Below are 4,529 nucleotides of genomic sequence, written 5' to 3'. Positions count from 1 at the left end.
CATCCACCCCGTGCGCTTGAGGCCGTACACCACCGCGAGCCACGTCCACGGGAGCATGGCCCACGTGGTGGGGTGGATGGGGAAGGTGAGCGCGGCCGTCGTGCCGGGGTTGAACAGGAGCAACGCGCCCAGGAGCGCGGTGGAGGCCCGGTCCAGCTGTCCCTTCGCCTGGAGCCACACGAGCGGCGCGAGCGACAGCAGGACGAAGGCGCCTTCCGCCACGAGCCCCGCCCACTTCGCGGGCATCACCGTCACCAGTGGCCGGGCCAGCCACAGCACCGGGTCGAAGTGGTCCGCGAAGATGTGGACCTGCCGCATGCTGAGCCAGGGGTTCGGGTCCTGGAGGGACAGCCGCGCCAGGGCCTGGGTGTAGATGCCCAGGTCATAGCTCGCGAAGCACAGGCGCGCGGCCTGGAGCCACACCGGAATCACCACCAGGCCCAGCCACAGCAGCACCAGGCCCGGCAGCACGAGCAGGCTCCCCCAACGCTGTCGGACAGGCTCGGTCATCGCGGACGCGCGGCGTTGTAGCGCGCTTCCGCTGGAGAGGCGATGGGTTCAGCGATTCTCAACTCGGCGACGGGATGGGAGCGCGGCCGGGCTCCACGACCTGCGGCCCGCGACCCGGCAGCTGCACGCCGTCGTCGGATTGCCGCTCCTGCTCCTTGTGCAGCAGGTGCGCCTGCGCGCGGGTGCGGTGCAGCCCTTCGCCCAGCAGCTCATAGGCCCGGTGCAGGAAGAAGGACGCGCCGCTCAGGGCGAAGATGGAGGCCACGAAGCGCGTCTGCCGGGGACGCACCGTGGCGGAGATGAGGAAGGACGCGGCCACCCACGGGCTCAGGCAGAAGGGGCAGTCCAGCAGCTCGCCCATCACGCGGCGGAACCCCGTGCCCCGGGCCTGCTCGCTCACCTCGCCCGCGCTGGCGTTGCTCTTGAAGCGCGTGAACGGCGCACGCACCACCGCCGTGACCTTGTCCGCCGCCACCACCCGCGTGACGACGTGCGTGGCGGCCCCGAACAGCGCCAGGTCGGCGCCGCTGAAGCGCTCCGGGAGGCTCCGCCCCGACGCGCCCATCCAGCCCAGGAAGCCCAGCACGGTCGTGCTGAAGGTCCCCAGCAGGACGCCATACGAGCCCAGCGGGTGGATCTCCGAGTCATACCCTTCGAACGGTCCCGTCTCCTGAAGCGCTTTCATGAGGTGCACAGCCTCCGTGCCGCGAAAGCTGTGCATTCCCCCGGGTCCGAAGCATCCAGGCGGACAGGCGCGCGGGCACCCGCTCCAGTGGGGCCCTACTCCGCCGCCGCCATGTCCAGCACCGCGGCCCCTCGCACGCGGCCCTCGCGCAGGGCCTGGAGCGCTTCGTTCGCCTGGGACAGGGGAAACATCCGCACCTCCGTGCGCACGGGCACGCGCGGCGCCAGCGCCAGGAAGTCCATCGCGTCCTGCCGCGTGAGGTTCGCCACCGAGCGCACCCCGCGCTCCTCCCACAGCAACGAATAGGGGAACGACGGGATGTCACTCATGTGGATGCCGCCGCACACCACCACCCCGCCCTTGTCCACGGCCTTCAGCGCGGCGGGCACCAGCGCGCCCACGGGCGCGAAGAGGATGGCCGCGTCCAGCGGCTCCGGCGGCGGCGTGTCCGAGCCTCCCGCCCACACCGCGCCCAGCTCGCGCGCGAAGGCCTGTCCCTTGGCGTCGCCTTCACGCGTGAAGGCATGCACGCGGCGCCCCTGGTGCCGGGCCACCTGGATGAGGATGTGCGCGGCGGCCCCAAAGCCATACAGCCCCAGCCGGGCGCCCTCCCCCGCCATGCGCAGGCTGCGAAAGCCGATGAGCCCCGCGCACATCAGCGGCGCGGCCTCCGCGTCGGCGTACGACGGCGGCAGCGGGAAGCAGAAGCGCGCATCCGCGACGGTGTACTCGGCGAAGCCTCCGTCAAGGTCGTAGCCGGTGAAGCGCGCCGCGTCGCAGAGGTTCTCCCGGCCGGAGCGGCAGAAGCGGCACTGCCCGCAGCTCCACCCCAGCCACGGCACGCCCACCCGCAGCCCGGGGGCCAGGCCCTCCACGCGCGCGCCCGCCGCCACCACCGTGGCCACGATTTCGTGGCCCGGCACCAGCGGCAGCTTCGGGCGCGTCAGCTCTCCGTCCACCACGTGCAGGTCCGTGCGGCAGACCGCGCAGGCGTGCACCTTCAGCAGCACCTGCTCCGGTCCGGGCTCCGGGATGGGCCGCGCCTCCAGCCGCAGGCGCTGTCCGGGTGCGTGGAGCACCATCGCCCGCATGGTCCCTGACATGGCCCGCCTGCCTCCCCACCCGCGTCATCCGCGGGTGTCGAGGACAAGCTAGTCAGTGCCAGATGACGCGGCCGCTGCCGTTGACCCGCAGCTGCGTGGACTGCGCGTGACCGTACAGGTCCACGTTCCCGGACGAGTTGATGACGACGGCCGCCCCGCCTCCGTCCACGTACGCGGCGGCAGGCCCCGCGCTGCTCGACGTGATGTTCACGTCCACGGCCTTGAGTCCCGGCGCCCCCAGTCCACCGCTGCCGTCCAGCCAGGCGTCGAGCCGGTTGGTGACGCCCGTGAGCGTCATGAAGCCGGAGCCGTCCATCCGGGCGCGCACCTGCTTCGCGGACCCCGCGAACTTCAGGTCGCCGGAGCCGGACAGCGACAGGTCCACCCACTCGGCCAGGCCCTCGCCGGCCGCGCACAGCTCCATGTTCCCGGAGCCGCTGAGCTTCGCGTCCAGGGTGCGCACGCCGCCGCAGAAGCTCAGCGAGCCGGAGCCCTTCGCCACGAGCCTCACGTCCTCCTTCACCCCCTCGAAGCCCTCCACGCGCAGCGAGCCGGAGCCGTCCTGCGTCGCGCCCACCATGCGCGGCACGCGGATCTCCACGCGCGCCGGGCCCTGGGGCGCGAACGCGCCGTCCGTCTCGATGACCAGCGTGCTGCCGGGCGACACGAAGGTGCGCACGCGGGACTGGAGGTTCGCATCCAGCGTGACCTTCACCTCCGGCGCCTCGCCCTCGCGCACCACCACCTCCAGCGAGCCGCGGTTCTCCACGGTGGTGAAGTCCGTCACCGCGCGCGACTCCGTGACGCTGTTGCCGTCGCCGTGCGTCTCATCCGTGAAGTAGCAGCCGGACAGCAGTCCCGCCGCCAGCGCGGCCCTACCCAAATGCTTCCACATGGTCCCCTCCCGAACTTCGAATCGAATGCCGTGTCAGATCTGCACGCCCAGCAGGACGCCCGGCCACACGCGCACCGTGGTGCGTCCGCTGTCGGAGACGCTGCGCCACTCCGGCCCGATGCCCAGCTCTTCCCAGCGGTCCCCGTTGTCCCAGGTCACGAGCGTGTTGCCGGTGACGCCGCCGATGAGCGCGAACCGCTTCGCCACCTGCCAGCCCGCCACCAGCCGCAACTGTCCCAGCACGTTCAGGCCGTCGCCATCGCGAAAGAGGTTGTCCGTGTGGACGCCGCTGCCAATGACATCCAGGTCGAAGAACAATGGCCCCGCGGGGATGTGAGCGCCAAAGCCCAGGCCTCCCACGTAGCGGCGGCGGTGCGTGTCCGTGCCCGGGTTGAAGCCCAGCGTCAGCAGCGTGTGGAAGTGCCGTCCACCGAACTTCGCCGCGACGTTGGTGTACGCGATGTCACTGGCCCACAGCTGCAGGTTCGCCTGGCCGTTGCCAATGAAGCTGAGCAGGCCCAGCGCCTCGCCCTGGGACTCGCGCGCCACGTTGATCAACCCCAGCTGGAGTCCGTCCACCTTGCCCGCGACGTTGATGAGCCCCACCTGCGCGCCGGACACGTCCCCGCCCACGTTGAGCAGCGACAGCTGCGCGCCCTGCATCTGGCCCGCGTAGTTGAACCCGGATGAGGCCTGGAGGCCCGACATCGTCGAGGCGATGTTCGCGCCCGCCGCGAACTGCGCGCCCTTGAATCGCGCGGCCGCGAGGTTCGCGCCCACGGAGAACTGGCCGCCCACGCCGCCGGAGCCCGCGATGTTCGCGCCCACGGCGAACTGTCCGCCGGACAGTTCGCCCCCCGCCACGTTGCCGCCCACCGCGAGCTGGCCGGCCACCGCCGAGCCCTTCGCCACGTTGAGGCCCACCGCGGCCTGGAGGCCTTCCAGCTCGCCCGTGACGATGTTGCCGCCCACGGCGAACTGCGCACCGGACGCGGTGCCGCGCACCACGTTGGCCCCGAGCGTGAGCTGCGCGCCGGACAGGCTCTCCCCCACCCAGTTCGCGCCCAGCGACAGGGCCGCGCCGTCCACGCGCTTCGCGTGCGTCGCGATGGCCCCCAGCGCGAACGTGGTCACCAGCCGGTCCGTGGCCGTGCCCGCGGTGCTCACGTGCGGCAGGGCCATCAGCACCGCCGGGACGTGGATCTCCTCCGGGTCCGAGCGCTGCTGGGCCACGGTGGCCTCCACGGGCCGCGCGGCCTCACCGCCCGTCGCGGCCTCCACCAGGGGCGCGGGCGACAGCGCCGCGACCGGAACCGCGATGGCCGCTCCCTCCACC

5 protein-coding genes are annotated in these 4,529 nt (G+C 72.2%); all 5 read right to left on the bottom strand.

Annotation, left to right across the window (positions count from 1 at the left end; genetic code table 11):
- Nucleotides 1–471: DUF2079 domain-containing protein (locus tag D7X55_RS36385; protein WP_233610280.1), on the bottom strand; the 471-nt coding region annotated here is incomplete at its 3' end.
- Between the two features lie 97 nt (nt 472–568).
- Complete coding sequence (locus D7X55_RS36380; RefSeq protein ID WP_120552209.1) at nt 569–1,195, bottom strand: DUF1360 domain-containing protein; 627 nt, start codon at nt 1,193–1,195, stop codon at nt 569–571.
- A 95-nt stretch (nt 1,196–1,290) separates the two neighbouring features.
- Nucleotides 1,291–2,298: a zinc-dependent alcohol dehydrogenase family protein gene (locus tag D7X55_RS36375; RefSeq protein ID WP_121725432.1), complete on the bottom strand. Its 1,008-nt coding sequence runs from the start codon at nt 2,296–2,298 to the stop codon at nt 1,291–1,293.
- Nucleotides 2,299–2,350: 52 nt separating this feature from the next.
- The gene (locus tag D7X55_RS36370) at nt 2,351–3,193 is read right to left on the bottom strand and encodes a GIN domain-containing protein (protein ID WP_121725431.1); all 843 of its coding nucleotides are present in this window, start codon (nt 3,191–3,193) and stop codon (nt 2,351–2,353) included.
- A 33-nt stretch (nt 3,194–3,226) separates the two neighbouring features.
- A partial coding sequence (locus D7X55_RS36365) for a hypothetical protein (RefSeq protein WP_121725430.1) occupies nt 3,227–4,529 on the bottom strand: 1,303 nt, incomplete at its 5' end.

It is taken from the genome of Corallococcus sp. AB049A (assembly GCF_003668885.1).
Lineage (GTDB): Bacteria > Myxococcota > Myxococcia > Myxococcales > Myxococcaceae > Corallococcus > Corallococcus interemptor.
The sequence above is the reverse complement of the archived record's forward strand: the minus strand, read 5'-3'. Positions and strand labels throughout refer to the sequence as shown.